Raw genomic sequence first — 16,775 nt, 5'->3', positions numbered from 1 at the left:
CTTAAGCTGTTGCTATATTTAAACACGAGACGCAGGTCCAGTTAGCTTTCAACTTCCGTATTTTCCCACTGACACCCCATAAACTCAAATACTAATTGATCGCCAGGATTGAGCGGGCCGACTCCAGCGGGGGTTCCGGTTAGAATAATATCCCCGGGAAGCAGGGAAAAGCTTTTCGATATGTCTGCTATCAGTTGAACTATTGGGAAAATCATGTCCTCAGAGTTACCCTTTTGAGACACTTTTCCATTTTTTAACATTTGAAAATCAAGATTGGTTAAATCCTGATTCTTGAATGGGACAAAGTGAGATACCGGACATGCGCCATCGAAGGCTTTGGCTCTTTCCCAAGGATGTCCTTTTTCTTTCAAAGAAGACTGGAGCTGACGCAATGTCAGATCCAGAGCCAGTCCTAAGCCAGCAATTCCCTTCTCGGCCGCCTCAGCATCAACATCAGTAAGATTCTTTCCTATTAAAATGGCGATTTCCAGTTCATGGTGGCACTCCCCTCGACCTTTTGGAATATTTATCACTTGCGACAAAGAACATAGCGTCGAGTTGGGTTTAATAAATAGCAAAGGTTCAACAGGAACCGGATTATTCAATTCTCTGGCATGCTCGATATAATTTCTACCCACACAGACAACCTTACTAACGGGCGACAAAAAGGGTTCTATCTCACCACTTTCCGGATTGATTAATTTGGGCAAAAACCAGTTCAAACCAATTTACTCCACTAAAGTTTAATTTTGGGATAACCAATTCGATCCGCCAGATAACCGACTCCGGTGGCAAAAAAATGAGAGCGATTCCAACGCATAATGACATCGAAATTGTTGTAGACCAGGTAAATTCGTCCTTTCTCTCCCCCAGGTGCTATCAAATAGGCTTCAATATCAACGTTTGGCAAGTCACTCATATCACTACGCCTGACTCCTTTTTGCTGCCATTCACTTAACTTGAGCTTATTATTTTTGCCGACGGGATATTCACTTAAAGGTCGAGTAAGCTTAACTTGGCGTCCCCAGGTACCATCAGAATCCCAACCAGATCTGGCCAGATAATTCCCCATAGACAAAAACACATCGCTTTTATTAGACCAGATATCTTTCTTGCCGTCACCGTCACCGTCACGGGCAAAACGCAGAAAACTACTGGGCATAAATTGACAGTGCCCCATAGCTCCAGCCCAGCTGCCTTTCATATCTTCGATAGTGATATGCCCTTCAGACAGAATTTGAGCGGCAGCAATTAGCTCGCTCCTGAAAAATTCTGCACGTCGCCCATCATAAGCTAATGTTGCCAATGCGCTCGGCACATGGAAGTTACCTGTGATCTTTCCAAAGTGACTCTCTTTTCCCCACAAGGCAGCAATAAAACGCGCGCCAACCCCGGTTTCAGACTCAGCTTTTCTTAAAGCCAACAGGTTTTCTTTAAATTTTTCTCTCGCCTTTTTCACTTTCCATTCGGGAATAACCTTGCTCAGATATTCCTCATGCGTCATAGTTCCTTCCGGCTGACGACGGTCTAACTCTATCACCCTGGGAATATAGTTCAGTGATGCAATAATTTCATCGGCTAGATTTTCATTCACACCCTTGGATAAAAATAGAGGTTTCAACGACAGCTTCCATTGAGCGAAATCTTCCTTAGCTACGGAGATGGTCGGGAAAAACAGCACCGATATTCCCAATGCAGTTGCCAATTTAACTAAAATTCGTTTAAACAATTAATTTCTCCCAAATGCAATGGCTTGATCGTCAACGAACCACAATTCAATTAGTTCGAAAATACTCTATCGGGCTTTATTTGGATGAATGACTGGTGGCATTTGAAGATAATAACCTTGCTCTTCAATTTTTCTGGTAACTTCCTGAATATCGACTCTGGCCAATTTTGATCGTTTTGCCAGATTTAATTGCATAGAGAACTCCGGCTTACCAAAAACTTTTAACAGTTCTTCAGGAACAGATGAAAAGTCATCTTTAGTTGCTAAATAAAGATACATTTCATCTTTTTTATTACTTCTGTATACGCTGGCTAACATATTGTTCTCTGTAAAGGCTAACTTCATTCTCTTAATGAACAAAAGGTATTGTAGCTAAGTTGAAGTCAGATTCGAAGTGGCAAATTGTGATAAAACAGGCTCAAAATATGGCATTAACAGATTTCCTCGCCACCCTGCCCAAGCAGCTGCCTGAGACTCTCCTGTCAGATAGCAAACAGCAAACTTCTTAAGCATCCTTTTACTTGCCATTATATTCGGTGTTACATCGAAGTCTTTCGCCACTTCTTTAATTTTCGACTCCAATAACTTTATGAGCGACTTAAGGTCTTTTAGTTCCCGTGGATTAATCACTACGGGCAAAGAACCACTATCATCTTTGTAATCTAGAATCTTTTGAATTAACAGCTCTCCATAGCGTCGGACACTGCCTGGATGAATCTGGCTTATTTGGCCAAGCTTTTGTCTACTGGTAGGTCGTTTAATCGCTATTTCAGCCAACTGCTGATCACGCAAAATATGGTTTCTGGTTCGGTTATTTTCTTTTGCAAGCTGTTCTCGCCAAATATACAACTCTTTAAATAATCCTAGCTGTCGACTGTTTAACAAAGTTACGTCTTTGGCTCTACGATACTCTACTGCAGGATCATTTGGCGCAATTGATAATTCACAAACTTCTTCTGTTTCGGCTTTAAACAGTCGATAAGCTTTTATGTTTTCAATTTTTTGAGACAGCTGCAGATATATCTGATACAGGTAAATGACGTCATTGGCGGCGTATTGAACCTGACTTTGGGTCAATGGTCTGGCCATCCAGTCCGATTGTGTCTCTTCTTTATCGAGGTCGATATTAAGCAATTTCTTGACTAATGCCGCGTACCCGATGGAGGATTCTCCGATAAGGAAATTATAGGCGACCTGAGTATCAAATACTGAATCGAGCTTACAGTCCCAACTATGAAACAAGACCTCCAGATCTTCTTTGCCAGCATGCATGACTTTGATCACACGCGGATCCTGACAAAGTTCTTTAAAAGCTTGATTGCTGCTTACTTTTTGAGGATCAATGATATATACACTACTTCCATCAAAAACCTGTAAAAGGGCAAATGTAGGGTAATAGGTCGTTCGCCGCTCAAACTCTGTATCTATTGCCAGGGCAAAGCTGGGTTGCGAAGCTCGCTCCAACCACTGTTGAGATAAACTAGCAAACTCTGAGTTATTAGCTATCCAAACCGGTTCTAGACCATGATCTTGTGACAAATAAGCCCCTTACTGTACTTCAGCATCTCTTAGTTCTCTTCGCAAAATCTTACCAACATTTGATTTTGGTAACTCATCTCTAAACTCTACGGCCTTGGGTACTTTGTAACCTGTAAGATTAGCTTTACAAAAATCAATAAGCTCTTCTTCAGTTAATGAAGGATCTTTTTTAACAATAAACACCTTCACAACTTCACCGCTGGAGTTAGACGGGATACCAATAGCTGCAACTTCTAACACTTTTTCATTTGCGGCAATTACATCTTCGATTTCATTTGGATAAACATTAAAGCCTGAAACCAGAATCATATCCTTTTTGCGATCGACAATTTTAAAGTAGCCTCGCTCATCCATACAAGCTACATCCCCGGTAGCAAACCAACCATCGTCAGTTAATACTTTTGCAGTCTCTTCCGGTCGCTCCAAATATCCCTGCATCACCTGAGGACCGCGAACCCATAACTCACCTGCTTCTCCAGTGGATAATTCATTCCCAGCTTCATCACGAATAGACACTTCGGTCGAAGGAATTGGAACTCCGATTGTTCCGTCATTTTTCGGCTGATTCATTGGGCTTATACAAACCGCAGGAGAAGTTTCAGAAAGCCCATATCCCACGAGTAAAGGTCGTCCTGTCACATTTTGCCAACGCTCAGCCACTGCTTCTTGCACGGCCATTCCTCCGCCTAAAGTAAGATGAAGATGGCTGAAATCAAGGTCACTAAATCCTGGAGTATTCAACAAACCATTAAACAGAGTATTCACTCCGGTAATTGCTGAAAACTTATGCTTACCAAGTTCTTTGACAAAACCTTTCATGTCACGAGGGTTTGTTATCAATACATTTAACCCACCATTCTTACAAAACACCATACAATTAGCGGTTAATGAAAAGATATGATACAGGGGCAAGGCGGTGATTATCACTTCTTTACCCGGTCTGACCAAATGGGATAACCAGGCATCGGCCTGAAGTATGTTTGCCACCATATTTCGATGAGTTAACACCGCGCCCTTGGCAACCCCCGTCGTTCCTCCGGTATACTGAAGAAATGCAATATCACTATGTCCCAAGGCAACTGGAGTCAGGGACATAGTAGCCCCCTTCTGCATCACTTCTGAATAACTCCTGGCTTTTGGTAAGCTGTACTTTGGCACCATTTTCTTAATATATTTGACAACAAAATTAACTAGGAAACCTTTCAGTCCACCTAACTCATCCCCCAGCTGGGTCACAATCACATGCTTAACAGGCGTTTCTGCGATAACCGACTCTAATGTATGGGCAAAGTTAGAAACAATTATAATTGCATCGGCATTAGCATCCTTTAACTGATGCTTAAGTTCCCGGGGTGTGTATAACGGATTGACGTTAATAATGGAAAGTCCTGCCTTCATTGCTCCAAAAATGGCAACAGGATATTGCAGCAGGTTTGGCATCATGATGGCTAAACGATCACCGTGCTGTAAGCCTAGTTCAGATTGCAAATAGGCTGCAAAATCTCGAGCCTTTGCATCGAGCTCTGCATAGGTCAATACTTTATCCATATTGACAAAGGCGGGTTTGTCTGCGAACTCCTCGATACTCTTATCAAAAATATCTAAGACAGACTGATATTCATCTACATTAATTTCATGGGGAACACCCTCAGGGTATGACTCCAACCATACTTTTTGCATTATCTGTTTTCTCCCACCAACTTCGCATGCCGAGTGCTATAACACTTCTTAAAATGAACTCTGACCAGAGCGTCAAAAGAACTAGTTGGCATAAAAGTATACTAGTCCGATGAGAATGGCAAAACTCTTTTCAAAATTTTTAACAAATATCGAATTTTCACACGAAAATGGTCGAAAACTAATCGATTTTCGAGAAAAATCCCGTAATGTGTTCTGCACTGTCTGAGGGTTGCTCCAAATGAACATGATGTCCACCTACAAGTTTTACCTGTTGCAGTTGCTGGTAGCAAGTTTTACGCTGCTGAAACTTTTCTACTCCGGCTAAATACCCCTGACTACCTTCAATCAATAATACTGGACAAGTTATCTGGTTGAGTAAATTTCTTAGAAAGGGTTCTGAGAGCCGGATTGGTGAAATCACTCTGAGTCTCGAATCTGCTCGCCAGGTATAACCTTCATTCACTCTATCTAAGCCCCTTTCGACAAGCGGCTTAATATGTTCGGGTGCAATTTTTGATGCCTCGGCCCGAACTCTGAGAGCGCTCTCAAAATCAGGATATACCGGCTTTTTCTTGGAAGCGAGTAACTGTCTTTGAACAATTGAGTTTGCAAATAGCTCCTGAATTTCTTCTTCTGACGCTGTTAATGGGCCGAGAGACTCGATCATGACCAGGCCAGAGACTAGCTCCGGTTGACTTGCAGCAAATACCGATGAGATAGCAGCTCCCATTGAATGACCGAGCAGCTTAATTTTTTTCTGCTTGAAATGCTTTGCTAAATCGGAAATTAGATAAATACCATCATAAAAGTGGTAGGCAAGCCCTTCTTCCAGGTGAGCCGAGTGACCGTGCCCAGGAAAATCAACTGCTACAATTCTTAGTTCGGGCATGCACTCTGCGAGCTTCTGGAAAGTGGCGAGATTATCTAACCACCCATGTAAAGCAAAGACCAAATTATTACTTTCCGGGTTCCATTCAGCAACAGCACACTCACAGCCAGAAAGGTTCAACTGGTATTCAACCATAGATTTGCAACCTGTTTAGACATGGTGACCTTACGGTGAAGACCACCTAAATATAAAGTGTACGAGAATAACAGATAACAGCACTAGTCGTCAGCTCGACTAATCGTGTGGGACTTCCTTTACTTTCTTAATTGCTTTGAGTACCTGACGGCGAGCATACTTTTTTAAATCCTTAACTTCTTCCAAAAGCTGTTCGCCTGGAGATTGTTTTTCAAGGAAGTTGCATATATATTTCGCTGGCATATTATTCAGCGCGATTGCAGCGATATCCTGTATTGAAACCTCAGAAGTTGGAACATCAATCGATTCATCCTGAACTAATAGATGAATTTGCTCGAACACAATTTCTTCTGCAAGATTCTCAAGATCATCGTGATAGTACATCTCTTTATACATTAACAGCTCCCAATTAGACGGAAAATTTTAAATCGCTTTATCTAAATTAAAACTTACTAAAATCTTTACTCTGGATAAGTCTAGAACATATCTTAGGGATTTACCGCGATATCAGATAGAATAACCATACCTGAAACTACCTCCATTTATAACAGGAAAACTACTTGATGTCACAGAAGTATGAGGTGATAGTTATTGGCGCTGGCGCAGCAGGCCTTATGTGCGCAGCGACTGCTGGCTACCGGGGTAAAACAACATTAGTTATTGATCATGCCAATAAAATGGCCAAAAAGGTACTAATGTCCGGTGGCGGGCGATGTAACTTCACCAACCTTTATGTGGAACCTGAAAACTACTTGTCTCAAAACCCACACTTCTGTAAATCTGCATTAAGTCGCTATACACAATGGGATTTTATTTCGCTCGTTGAAAAATATCAGATCGACTACTACGAAAAAGAGTCTGGACAACTCTTTTGTAAAAACTCTTCCAAAGAAATCCGGGATCTGCTGCTTGGCGAGTGTCAACAAGCAGGAGCAAAAATCCAGCTAAAGTGTAGCGTCGACAACGTAAAGCGCCTCGAGCAAGGAGGCTTTAAACTCTCAACCAATATGGGAAGTTTTATTTGCGATGCGCTGGTTATCGCCACTGGGGGTTTATCAATACCAACCATGGGAGCAACCGGCTTCGGATATCAAATTGCCGAACAGTTTGGTCATAAAATCATCCCAACAAGTGCTGGACTCACTCCCCTCACCTTTGATGGAAAATTAAAAGGCGCCTTTGCCGAACTTTCAGGAAATTCGGTTCCTATGTCGGTCAGCACAAATGGAGAAAGTTTCAACAGCGCGGTTCTTTTTACTCATAAAGGATTAAGCGGCCCTGCAATTCTTCAGATATCCAATTACTGGAAACCAGGAGAGCCATTGCAATTAAACTGGATGCCGGGCACCAATATTGAGGAGTGGCTATCAAGTGGTATTGAGAAAAAACCAGAAAGCCAATTAAAGACGCTACTTTCCACCCGATTCAGTCAGTCAGTCTCAAGCTTCATCTGTGAACAACTCCAGATAAACTGTAAGCTCAAGCAAATTCAGCATAAAGACAAGGTCAAAATCGTCGATTTTCTATCTGGCTGGATAATTTATCCTAGCGGAGTCGAAGGATATCGCGTCGCAGAAGTAACATTGGGAGGCGTTGATACATCAGAGATTTCGTCTAAAACCTTTGAGTCCCAGCGAGTAGAACGCTTGTTTTTTATCGGAGAGGTACTCGATGTTACCGGGCATCTGGGAGGGTTTAATTTTCAATGGGCCTGGGCTTCAGGAAATGCAGCTGGCGAAGCCGTATAAAAAGCGGCCCCGAAAGGCCGCTCTTAACAAGTAGATAAAACCAGGAGTTACTCCTCTTCCACCAGCTCGGGCTGATTAACCATCTTTCGAAGCAATGCCGATATTTTCTGGCGCATATCTCTTCGATCAACAATCATGTCAATGGCCCCTTTTTCCAGCAAGAACTCGCTTCTCTGAAAGCCTTCAGGAAGAGTTTCTCTTACCGTTTGCTCGATAACTCTTGGACCAGCAAACCCAATCAAAGCGTTAGGCTCTGCAATGTTGACATCTCCTAACATCGCCAAGCTGGCTGAAACGCCCCCCATGGTGGGGTCGGTCAAAACAGAAATAAATGGTAATCCTTTTTCAGACATACGAGCCAGCGCAGCAGAAGTTTTCGCCATCTGGAATAGCGAAATCAAGGCTTCCTGCATTCTTGCGCCGCCACTGGTTGAAAAACAGACCAGAGGCAGACCTTCTTTTATACAAAGACTTGCTGCACGCACAAACTTTTCACCGACTACTGCAGCCATTGAACCAGCCATGAAATTAAACTCAAACGAACAGGCCACAACAGGCAATCCGTTTAGCTCTCCCTTAAAAGCTACTAAAGCATCATTTTCACCCGAAGCTTTCTGTGCTCCGGTTATTCTGTCTTTGTAACGTTTGGAATCTTTGAACTTCAGTCGGTCAACAGGCTTTAATTCGGTGCCGATTTCAGTTAGCTCTCCACTATCCAGGAAGCTTTCCAGCCTTTTCCTTGCACCAATACGCATGTGAAAAGAACATTTAGGGCAAACTTCAAGACTGCGCTCTAACTCAGCTTTATAAATAACTGAATCACAGTTTTTGCACTTGGCCCACACACCTTCAGGAACCGATTTTCTTCGGTCAGCTACTGACGTCGTTCTTTTAGGAAGGAGTCTTTCAAACCAACTCATAGGATGCTCTTTTTAAGGTTAAAAATATGGCGGCTATTCTACCATCGTTTTTTTAAAGGTTAAGTATTTCATTGATTAAAACTGGTCTAATCTCTAGATCCAATAATCCTGTCCCAAATTTGGGTATTTCACGGAAATGCACTCATTATTCGCCAGGTATAGCCGGAATAGTTAAAGGTCCAATATCAATTGCAGGCAAGGCGTACTCCTCCGGATAAGTCACTGAAACCAGATAAAGTCCATCAGGCTTAGCCGTCATGGCTGCCTTGGTTCTGTCTTTCATCGCCAAAACATCTTCCATATAGTTAACCGACTGTCTACCTGTCCCTACTTCGATTAGACTCCCTACGATATTCCTTACCATATGATGAAGAAAAGCATTTGCCGTAATATCGACGATGACGAACTCTAACCACCTAAAAACATGGACTTTTTCAACGAAACGAAAAGGTGTTGTCGATTGACAGGACGAGGCTTGAAAAGATGAAAAATCGTTTTCCCCTAGCAATGCTTGAGCTGATTGATGCATCAGCTCTTCGTCTAATCTGCTTCTAACCCAGGTAACCAGACCATTCAAGTTTGCCGAGCGTACGCTTCGGTTTAATATCACATAACGATACCTGCGCGCTGTTGCGCTGTGTCTCGCATGAAACTCTTGTGGAAGCGCTTTTGCCCAACGGACACAGATATCATCGGGTAAAATGGTATTTGCTCCCATGGTCCAGGCCTTTTCTGGTCTTGAGTTGCTGAGTTGAAAATTAACCACTTGTCCGGTTGCATGTACTCCTGTATCAGTCCTACCAGCACAATAAACTTCCACTGGATGGTTGGCTATCTCGGACAGTGCTTTTTCCAGACAAGCTTGAACCGAAGGTGAGTGACTTTGTCTTTGCCAGCCACAGTAGTTAGTGCCCTTATATTCAATTCCTAAAGCGATGTTCATCTTAAAACCAGAAAATTATTCACGGAAAAATTAGTATATAGATTACAATTTGAGATGGATTTTACTTCAATAAAAAAGGCGGTAAAACCGCCTTTTTAACGCATATCGGTAAAACGGTAGCTAACCTATCTTTTCCATAAGGGATTTAGCTTCTTGTTGCTGTTCATCATTTCCTTCGGCAACAACTTCATTCAATATTTCTTTAGCACCGTCGGCATCACCCATATCGATATATGCACGAGCAAGATCTAGCTTGGTTGCGATTTCGTCGCCCCCCAGATCTTCATCTCCGCCAAAATCATCATCAGAGTCTTCATCAAAATTAAACTCATCGTCGTCGAGGTCAAGTGAAATATCATCATCACTATCAAGATCGATGCTTTCCTCGGTATCGGAGTCATCAAGATCGAGTGAAAAGTCATCATCAGCATCCAGATCCCCAAGTGCAGAATCATCCAGACTGACTTCTTGCTCTGACTCGACGTCGCCGGAGCTGCTATCTAGTGCACCTTCGTCTAACTTAAAGTCATCTTCATCGTCAAGGGAGAAGTCTTCTTCATCCAAGGCATCGAAAGTTTCTGTAACCGCGCCTTTTGTTTCTTCAATTTCAGAATCAAGTGAATCAAGTGCATCTTCGTCATCATGCAAATCCATGTCGATATCAAATTCTTCTTCATCTTCAGCTGGAGAGGTATCGTCTTCAGAGGAAATTGAATCCAGTTCAGCGTCGAAATCATCTTCACCGAAAATATCTTCGGTTGATGGCAGGTCAAAATCATCTTCCTGCCCTGCTTCACCGGTAAAGGCCTTTTCTCTGAGTTCTGTAACCTTATCCTGCCACTCTTCTGCATCAACAGCGGTTGAAACTTCCTGAGCTACGGAGTCAAACTTTTCTTTATCCTGAGTTTCCGCGTAGCATTCAAGTAACTTCACTTTAAGGTCAGAACGTACAGGGTTATCGTCGATTGCTTCCTTAAGTAAATTTTCTGCTTCTTCAAACTTACCGTAAGCAATATAAATGTCTGCTTCACCCAGAGGATCAAAGCTCTCATCATCAGCGTCGCCGATATCGTCAGATTCATCTTCCATATCTAACTCGACCAACATATCATCACCGACGTCAGGCAATTCGAAGCTTTCTGTGGTATCCATGGAGCCAGCACCAGCGCTTGCAACCAGATCATCCTGAAAATCTTCCTCTGCCATTCTCTGCTTCATACGCCAGAATACTGCAAATGCTATTAAAAGCAGAACAGCAATAATACCACCCCACAGCATCATTCCCATATCCAGGATAGAATCCATAAAACTCTTTTCCTGAGATTTAGCTGGAGTAAATATTGGTTTATTGTTCTTTGCTGGAGGAGTCGCGGGCTTCGCCGAACTCTCCTTTGATTGGGCAGAACTTTTTTCAGTCGATGAAGCGACAGCAGGCTCTGTTGACGAAGAATCCGTAGAACTATCTTCTGTTTGACCTAAGCTGGTTTCAGACATGACTTCGTTTGAATCCGACTGCATGCTTGCCTGCTCGGTCTCTGCTGACGACGACTCAGATTCTTTCTGGCTTTGAGTTAACGCTGCCAGCTCGGTATCCGAAACATTTATCGCTCCAGATTCTTGCATTTTTTCGAGTTTCGTTAGCGCATCAGCCAAGCGAGTTCTCAGTTCTTCATTTTCTGCCGCCAAAGTAGCACTTTTCTCTTCAGACTCAGCCAACCTGCTTTCGGTTTCCCGCAATTGCTCATCAAAACCAGATCCACTAGTACCGTCACCACCACTGCTGGAAGGAGAAGTTAAGGAAAGTCGGGCTTCTCCTTCGGAGTCTCCACCCTGACGACTAGTAGAGCGATTCTGCACAATTTGTCTCGCACCGCCGGAACGCCACTGCCTGTTTTGCATCACGACATCTTGAAGCGCAGCACGATGTGGAACCTGAGCAATGGAACTTTCATCAGGTATATTTAACACCTCTCCTTTCATCAAATTATTGATGTTTCCATTTGCAAAGGCATGAGGATTAGCACGATAAATTGCAACCAAAGTCTGGTGAATAGTCACCTGACTGCTTGGACGAGTCCTGGAAGCAATGCTCCAAAGAGTATCGTTTGCGGAAACAGGACCATAATTTGAGCCAGTAAAAGAAGGGGTATACTCTTCCTGAGTTCTTTGGCTTCTATAACCAGTTTGCGGAGCTCTTGGCTCCGCTTGCGCTGTAGATGGTGTTTGTGTTCTTTCAATCGTCGTACTGGCGGAATCATCCATCACCGGCGGGTCGAGCAAGAATGTGTATTCTCTTATCATCCGGCCATTTGGCCAGTTAAGCTCGACTAGAAAATTCAAAAAAGGTTCTTTAATCGGTTCACGAGTCGATAATTGAATGACAAGGTTCCCATTAGCATCCTTTGTCGTTTCAAACCGAATTTGATTCAAAAAGAAAAGTCTGTCGACACCAACCTTTTCGAACTCCTGAAGGCTGGCTAATGAAGCGTTTACCTCATGCTCACTAAGCTCTCCAGCTGAAAGTACCGTAATTTTGGCACTCAGAGGCTGATTCAACCCAGACTTTAGCTCATACTCCCCCAAGCCGACAGCCATGGCACTGCCAGTGAAAATGCCAACCATTGAAACGATTAAGAGGATGAATTTGCGAAACATACGCCTATTTCCTTGTAAATTAACCTTTTATTTTGGACACAAAATCGAAAAAGCTATAATTATTATTAAGGTATAGTTTAAGTTTTTCTTTAACTATTCCATTAAGTTACATCAATAACTTAAGAACTTTCTTTATGATAATGCGATAACTATAGCTGATAAATGGCTTTTTACCAATAGCAAACCCGTCACAATTTCCAGAAAAAAGCTTAATACTGCACAACAAATGGGTCACCTTAGCTTGTTAACTCCAATTCTAGACGAAAATTTTAAAAAGTATTACTTTGAACCGACGAATCTCAAGCTAATAAAAGCTTTAACCGAATTCAACCTCAGCCTGTGAGATGAAGCTACTACATTGCTATCATCAATAGCATGAACTTGTTTTATTACCACCAATAAAAAAGGAGGCAAAAGCCTCCTTTTCAACATAGGTCAGACGATTAGATTAAGTCTGAGTCGACAGCCATTAACTCTTCATAGCCACTTTTAACTTTTGACAAATGGTTTTCAAGGCCACTAAATTGTTGTTTAAGAAAGTAGTTTGCAGCCAGTAATTTTCGCTGCTTTAAGGGTGAGTCTTTCTCACAATCCATAACATTTACCATTTTTAGCCACAACCAGCCATATACTAGCAAGCCTGCGGCGTGTAGATAGTCGACCGCGCCGCCTTGAATCTCATACCCTCTATTGGCGAAGGACTCTTTCAACCAGAGACTGGTATCATCAAATGCCTTCAACGCAGCCTGAACTCGCAGATTCAAGTTAGCTGCCAAATCAGATTGAGTAGCCTTGGCAAGCTCTTCATTTATCTGTGCATATAGCAGTTCCAGCAAACCTAACTTGTCCAGACAAACTTTGCGAACAAGCAAATCCTGGGCCTGAATACCGTTGGTTCCTTCATATATTTGAGCAATTTTTGCATCTCTAACCAGCTGCTCAAGCCCCCACTCCCGTATGAAACCGTGACCGCCGAGCACTTGAACTCCGTGGTTACAGGCATCAAAACCTTTGTCGGTAAAGAATGCTTTGGCTATTGGAGTCAATAGAGCCATCAAGCCTGAAGCCTGATTTCTAACAGACTCATCACTATGATGATACTGCTTGTCTATTTGCATTCCCATGAAGACAGCGAGAGCACGACCCGCTTCAGTATAGGCTCTTTGCTCAATAAGCATTCGGCGAACATCGGCATGAGCGATAATCGTTGTTGCTTCACCACTAGCATTTCTACCTTGTTTCCTTTCTTCTGCGTATGCTTTTGACAGCTGATAAGATGTTTCGCCAAGACCGATGCCCTGAATACCAATTGATAACCGTTCAAGATTCATCATGGTAAACATTGCGAACAAACCACGATTTTCCTTACCAACCAAATATCCTTCGGCTTCATCAAAATTCATCACACAGGTGGCAGAAGCTTTAATTCCCATCTTGTGTTCAATACTTCCACAGGAAACACCATTGGACTCTCCCAGGCTACCATCAGCATTGACTTTTATTTTTGGAACCAGAAACAGGCTAATCCCTTTCGGGCCTTCTGGCGCCCCCGGTAACTTTGCTAGAACCAGATGAATAATGTTTTCGGAAAGGTCATGATCGCCACCGGTAATAAAGATTTTAGTTCCGCTTATTTTGTAAGTCCCATCACCATTATCTGCGGCCTTACTCTTAATGATTCCCAGATCAGAACCTGCATGAGGCTCTGTCAATCCCATTGCACCAGACCAACGCCCCTCTAGCATAGGAGGAAGGTAAGTTTGCTTCAATTCGTCACTCGCATGCGCATGAATAGCATGATAAGCACCATTTGTGAGGCTGGGGTAAAGACAAAATGAAGTATTTGCCGAATAGGTCATCTCTTCAATAAGAACATGAAGCGCTTTCGGTAGGCCCTGGCCACCGAACTCGGGATCCCCATTAGTTCCCTGCCAACCTGCTTCACAAAACTCTTTGTAAGCTTCTTTGAATCCATTCGGCGTAGTTACTTTGCCTTCATCAAAGTGACATCCTTCTTCATCACCTTCTCGGTTCAAAGGGAAAAGAACATTTTCAGAAAACTTTGCCGCTTCTTCTAAAATCGCGCCGTAGAGATCCGTATCAAAATCTTGAAACGCCTCAATATCACCTAAAGATTCCTGGACTTTGAATACCTGATTCAAAAGAAAATTCATGTCGTCAAGCGGTGCTTTGTAACTCATAACTTTCCTTATCTTGTTGATAAAATTATAGAAATGCACAAAAAAGGCTCCCAAAAGAGCCTTTCTTGCGCCTAGATGCGCGCTATTCTACCACAAAATTTCAAACAGGTGTTTTAATCTGCTTGATTCTTCTCAAAATGCTTCCAATAGTTAGTAACAGTTTCCTTCATATCTTTGTGAAGCAACAAGATACCGATCAAGTTCGGAATGGTCATCAGTGCTACTGTCACCAGCGCAATATCCCAAATAATTTTGGAATCAATCACCGAAGCAAGGAAAAAAGCCCCAACATAAACAATTCTATAAGGTAATACGGCTCTTTCACCAAAAAGGTAAATCATGGCTCGATCACCATAATAAGACCAGGCTATTGCCGTACTGAAGGCGAAAAGTAGTAAACCTATGGTGACAATATATTGTCCCCAATCGCCCAAAAATCCTCTTTTAAAAGCTTGAGTGGTCAACTTCACTGAATGCACAAGAGACTTTCCATCCACTTGAATATCTTCAGTAGCCAGTCTGCCATCTTTAATCTCCAGCTCACCTGTGTATGGCTTATCTTCAAGGGTATAAAGCACCTCTTCAGCAACCGAGCGAGCACTAATCAGCGTATAATCGCCAGTAGCTTTGCCATCAGTTACCTTAATCACGCCGGAGTACACCGAAACGTCAGCCTCCCCTTCTCCACTCAGATATTGATGAAGTTTCTTAACGTCTTCACTTTTAGTATCCGTATAGACACCACTTAGATATGTCATATCGGCTCGATCAAAAGTGTTTTGATGCTTATCAGTCCAAGCTCCCGAAGAAAGAATAACCAATCCGGTAATAGTACAAATCACAATGGTGTCAATGAATGGTTCCAACAGAGAAACCATTCCTTCCGATGCAGGTTCACTTCCTCTTGCACTCGCATGCGCAATCGCAGCAGAGCCTTGGCCCGCTTCATTTGAGAATAGGCCTCTATTAACGCCACGTTCCATTGCATAGGCAAAACTTGCTCCAAGGAAGCCTCCAACGGCGGCACTACCTGAAAAAGCATACTCAAAGATAGCGACAAATGACGGTCCAATATTTTCGAGGTTTGCGAATATGACTGATAAAGCTCCAATCAGATAAATAGCGGCCATTGTAGGAACCACTTTTTCAGCGAAGTGCGCTATGCGCTTGATTCCACCGATAATTACCATCGCCATTACTACTGCCAGTACCGCACCGGTAATCCACTTCTCTAAACCAAAAGACTCGTTAAGACCCACCGCAATATTGTTAATTTGGGGCATATTCCCGCTTCCCATGGAGCTGAGAACGGTAGCGACCGCAAAGAGAATCGCCATCCATTTCATATTCAGCTTTTTTTCCATAAAATACATTGGACCACCAGCCATGGTGCCGTCAGCAGTCTGTTCACGATATTTATGGGAAAGTGTTACTTCGACAAATTTTGTTGTCATGCCAAAAAACGCAGTAACCCACATCCAGAAAATTGCAGCCGGTCCTCCAAGGTAAATAGCAAGTGCGACTCCTCCGATATTTCCTGTTCCTACCGTACCTGAAAGTGCAGTAGTCAGCGCTTGAAAGTGACTGGTATCTCCCGGTGCATCATCTTTTGCATATTTGCCTCGCAAGATTCTGGTTGCATGGGCAAAATAGCGTACTTGCGGAAAGCCCAGGTAAATAGTGAAAAGAAGACCAGTTCCGATTAACAATGGCATAAAATACGGTGCCGATCCGAGATATTGGTCTAGCCAAAGCAGAAATGAGTTTAATGCGTCCAATCTGTTGCCCCTTAGAGTCAAAGTGTTTTCTGATAATTATTAAAAGGCATTATAAAGAAGAAGTTACACAATATCTATTGCGTACAATTACTGAAAGGCGTTGAATATTTACCTATATCGACCAGTTTAAAATAGTTAGAGCCTTCTCATTTAGCCCTCATCCGCATCCCCTTTTCGACGGATAGGAATATTTCTGTCGCCTCTATATTGGCAGGGAACAAACAACCGGAAATCTGAGCTGAGGCAATGCTGGCTCCGTGCATATTGCTTTGGCTAAAATCAATACCTCGAAGATCAGCAGCTCTGAAATAACAACCTGTAAAATTGACCCCAGAGGCATCAAGCCCTCTCAAGTCCAATCCCCTGAAGTCACAATCATGAAAATCTATGTGCTCGACGGACTTTCTTTGCTGATTAAAGTCTTTGACTTTTTCATCTCTCAAAAGCTGGTATAGGGGATCCTGGGGAAAGCGGAGTGCCATAAATTACCTCAAATTCATCGAATCAGGTTTTATTGAGTATAGCTCTCTTCTACAAGGCTCGCCGGGTTACTAACTG

At 42.7% G+C, this 16,775-nt stretch carries 14 protein-coding genes; 1 reads left to right on the top strand and 13 read right to left on the bottom strand.

Annotated features, from left to right (window positions below; translation table 11 throughout):
- Positions 1–41 precede the first annotated feature (41 nt).
- From IYN84_RS03120 to IYN84_RS03090, 7 genes are all read right to left on the bottom strand, one after another.
- Complete coding sequence (locus tag IYN84_RS03120; protein ID WP_246722580.1) at positions 42–722, bottom strand: fumarylacetoacetate hydrolase family protein; 681 nt, start codon at positions 720–722, stop codon at positions 42–44.
- A gap of 14 nt (positions 723–736) precedes the next feature.
- Entirely contained in the window at positions 737–1,729 is a 993-nt protein-coding gene (locus IYN84_RS03115) for a lytic transglycosylase domain-containing protein (protein ID WP_196137702.1), read from the bottom strand.
- Between the two features lie 66 nt (positions 1,730–1,795).
- Complete coding sequence (locus IYN84_RS03110; protein WP_196137701.1) at positions 1,796–2,047, bottom strand: YcgL domain-containing protein; 252 nt, start codon at positions 2,045–2,047, stop codon at positions 1,796–1,798.
- A gap of 54 nt (positions 2,048–2,101) precedes the next feature.
- The gene (locus IYN84_RS03105) at positions 2,102–3,268 is read right to left on the bottom strand and encodes an HRDC domain-containing protein (RefSeq protein WP_196137700.1); all 1,167 of its coding nucleotides are present in this window, start codon (positions 3,266–3,268) and stop codon (positions 2,102–2,104) included.
- Between the two features lie 9 nt (positions 3,269–3,277).
- Positions 3,278–4,948: a long-chain-fatty-acid--CoA ligase FadD gene (fadD, locus tag IYN84_RS03100; RefSeq protein WP_196137699.1), complete on the bottom strand. Its 1,671-nt coding sequence runs from the start codon at positions 4,946–4,948 to the stop codon at positions 3,278–3,280.
- Between the two features lie 178 nt (positions 4,949–5,126).
- Positions 5,127–5,972, bottom strand: coding sequence for an alpha/beta fold hydrolase (locus IYN84_RS03095; RefSeq protein ID WP_196137698.1), 846 nt, complete (start codon positions 5,970–5,972; stop codon positions 5,127–5,129).
- Positions 5,973–6,071: 99 nt separating this feature from the next.
- Positions 6,072–6,368, bottom strand: a complete 297-nt coding sequence (locus IYN84_RS03090; protein WP_196137697.1) for a late competence development ComFB family protein — start codon at positions 6,366–6,368, stop codon at positions 6,072–6,074.
- Between the two features lie 167 nt (positions 6,369–6,535).
- Here IYN84_RS03090 and IYN84_RS03085 point away from each other — a divergent pair, with 167 nt between their 5' ends.
- Positions 6,536–7,720 carry an NAD(P)/FAD-dependent oxidoreductase gene (locus IYN84_RS03085; RefSeq protein ID WP_196137696.1) on the top strand — a complete coding sequence of 395 codons (1,185 nt, stop codon included), beginning with the start codon at positions 6,536–6,538 and terminating at the stop codon, positions 7,718–7,720.
- A gap of 47 nt (positions 7,721–7,767) precedes the next feature.
- Here IYN84_RS03085 and accD read toward each other — a convergent pair whose 3' ends face one another.
- From accD to IYN84_RS03055, 6 genes are all read right to left on the bottom strand, one after another.
- Positions 7,768–8,640 carry an acetyl-CoA carboxylase, carboxyltransferase subunit beta gene (gene accD, locus IYN84_RS03080; protein WP_196137695.1) on the bottom strand — a complete coding sequence of 291 codons (873 nt, stop codon included), beginning with the start codon at positions 8,638–8,640 and terminating at the stop codon, positions 7,768–7,770.
- Between the two features lie 145 nt (positions 8,641–8,785).
- Positions 8,786–9,583 carry a tRNA pseudouridine(38-40) synthase TruA gene (gene truA / locus IYN84_RS03075; protein WP_196137694.1) on the bottom strand — a complete coding sequence of 266 codons (798 nt, stop codon included), beginning with the start codon at positions 9,581–9,583 and terminating at the stop codon, positions 8,786–8,788.
- Between the two features lie 120 nt (positions 9,584–9,703).
- A complete protein-coding gene (locus IYN84_RS03070) occupies positions 9,704–12,238 on the bottom strand; it encodes a FimV family protein (protein ID WP_196137693.1) in 2,535 nt (844 codons plus the stop codon).
- Positions 12,239–12,681: 443 nt separating this feature from the next.
- A complete protein-coding gene (locus IYN84_RS03065; RefSeq protein ID WP_196137692.1) occupies positions 12,682–14,439 on the bottom strand; it encodes an acyl-CoA dehydrogenase in 1,758 nt (585 codons plus the stop codon).
- A gap of 113 nt (positions 14,440–14,552) precedes the next feature.
- Positions 14,553–16,217, bottom strand: a complete 1,665-nt coding sequence (locus IYN84_RS03060; protein ID WP_196137691.1) for a sodium:alanine symporter family protein — start codon at positions 16,215–16,217, stop codon at positions 14,553–14,555.
- A 146-nt stretch (positions 16,218–16,363) separates the two neighbouring features.
- Positions 16,364–16,699, bottom strand: a complete 336-nt coding sequence (locus IYN84_RS03055) for a pentapeptide repeat-containing protein (protein ID WP_196137690.1) — start codon at positions 16,697–16,699, stop codon at positions 16,364–16,366.
- Between the last annotated feature and the right edge of the window lie 76 nt (positions 16,700–16,775).

Origin of the sequence: Aliikangiella sp. G2MR2-5 (assembly GCF_015687155.1) — a bacterium.
In the GTDB taxonomy this organism is placed as follows: Bacteria; Pseudomonadota; Gammaproteobacteria; order Enterobacterales; family Kangiellaceae; genus Aliikangiella.
Note: the sequence above shows the minus strand (reverse complement) of the source record. Positions and strands in the feature narration are given on the sequence as shown.